Origin of the sequence: Streptomyces sp. NTH33 (assembly GCF_003236365.1) — a bacterium.
GTDB lineage: Bacteria > Actinomycetota > Actinomycetes > Streptomycetales > Streptomycetaceae > Streptomyces.
On the sequence record NZ_POTZ01000795.1, the window covers coordinates 1 to 1,876 of the forward strand.

Here is a 1,876-nt window from a genome sequence, read left to right on the forward strand (position 1 = left end):
CCTGGGCCGCGTGGCGCACGTGTGACTCCACCCGGCGCAGCGCGGCCTCGGTGGCGGGTGGGAGCACGATGTCGTCCCAGTCGTAGGCGGGCTCGACCAGGCTCACGCCGGGCAGCGGGGACGGGGTGAAGGAGCGGGCGGCGACATGCCAGAGGGCGGCTGCCGCGCTCGTGGGGTCCGGGGCGGCGTCGACGGCCGCGGCGGCCCGGGCGGCCGCGGTGGCGATCCCCTTGGCATCGAGCCGGAACTGCGCGGCGATCCGGTGCACGCCGCGCCCCAGCCGGGCCGCGCGTTCGGGCCCCAGCGCGTCGGCCCACCGCCGGACGGCGGCGGCAGGACTGTCCTGCTGGGGCGGGACCACGTGGAACCCACGGGTGAGCCCGTCGGGAACCTGATGTCCCGTCAGCAGCACATGGCCGAGTACACGGTCGGCGAAGGACGCGACCGGTCCTCCCGGCGGGCAGTCGGCGGTGTCGATCACCAGGGCCGCGGTGTCCAGCATCGCCTCGCGGCTCCACCCTGCGGCGAGACGATCGCGCGACTCGGCGTCCTCGGGGATGTCGCAGGCCGCGATGCGCCACGGTGTGAGGCCCAGGGCGGCCAGGCCCCGTGCCACGTCGTCGAGCGCCGCGTCGGGCAACCACACGAGCGGCGGCAGGCCGAGCGGGCCTCGGGAGGCCAGGGACCGCGCCATGGCAACCGACAGGTCGCCTCCGTCGACGGGAGCGGCCGCGGGCGCCGTGACCGGCCCCATACGGCTGGACACGAGCGGATCCCGGACGGGTTGGCCCAGAAGCCGGTCCAGCACCGGCGCGGCCAGCGCCAGCCGGGCCTCGACCCGCGGCGAGGGCGGTTCCACCTCCACCATGCCGAACCGAACCAGCGGCAGCCCCGCCGCCAGCATCGCGGGGCGCAGTCCTCCTACGGCGCGGCAAGCCAGCCACACCGGCAGACCGCCGCCCGCCACACCGCCGTTCGCGGTCGCCGCATCGGCCGCGGCGCGTGCGACCGGCTCCGACGTGCTCGCCGCCAACAGCAGGACGACCAGCTGGAGTTCGGCGGGGGACAGGTCGAAGCCCTCGGCCATGCGCCGCAGCGGAGACGCCGGATCGGCCCGCTCCAGCCACTGCCGCAACGGGGCGAACCCGTCCGTCGGCGGCTCCCCGTGGGCGAGGCCGCCCAGGACGGACAACGACATCGACTCGGCAAGGGCGGCCAGATCCCGTTCGTGGGCACGGGCGGAGGCGTCCCGGTACCCGGAGGCGTCCTGGTACCCGGAGGCGTCCTGGTGCCCGGAGCCGGCCGTGGCGGTGGTGTCGGCCGATGGCGTAGGCATCAGGCACCGCCCGTGATCGTCACCGTGTCACCCGGCGGCAGTGTTGTCGACCTTGTCGCGTTCGGCCGCACACCGACCTGAGCCGTTGTCACTTCCGGTGTGGTGGAGGGGCTGTCACCGAGGTCGAGGAACACGGTCGTCACAAGGAAGTGCGCACAGGGCCGCATCGGGGACTGCAGTGACGACCAGATCTTCGTCGACAGGTCGACGTCGACCGGCAGCTGCGACACGGTGATCCGCTGCGGTTGACTGTCCGGATGGTGGAGCGGCTCGGCAGTCAGGTGGTCGAGCAGACGGGTGGGTGTGCTGGGTACCGCGATTGCGCCGAGGATGGACCGAACGAGCGACCGAGGGACGATTCCGTGGCGGTTCAGCGCAGCGATCCCGAGGCCGAGCAGCACCTCGCGCTCAAGGTCGGCGCCGTCCACGGTGCGCGAGCCGAACGCTACGGTCTGGTAGATGGGGAAACGCCGGATCACGTTGACGCCCAGCGGGTTCACCAGGCCCTGCTCGGCGTCGGACACCTCGATGGAGGGACCG

Annotated in this window: 1 protein-coding gene and 1 pseudogene; both read right to left on the reverse strand. The window is 73.8% G+C overall.

What is annotated here, in order from left to right:
- Window positions 1–1,336, reverse strand: a pseudogene (locus tag C1I97_RS42605) (hypothetical protein); the annotation flags it as partial.
- Window positions 1,336–1,860, reverse strand: coding sequence for a Pvc16 family protein (locus C1I97_RS36325; RefSeq protein ID WP_181447081.1), 525 nt, complete (start codon window positions 1,858–1,860; stop codon window positions 1,336–1,338). The gene C1I97_RS36325 and the pseudogene C1I97_RS42605, both read right to left, overlap by 1 nt.
- Between the last annotated feature and the right edge of the window lie 16 nt (window positions 1,861–1,876).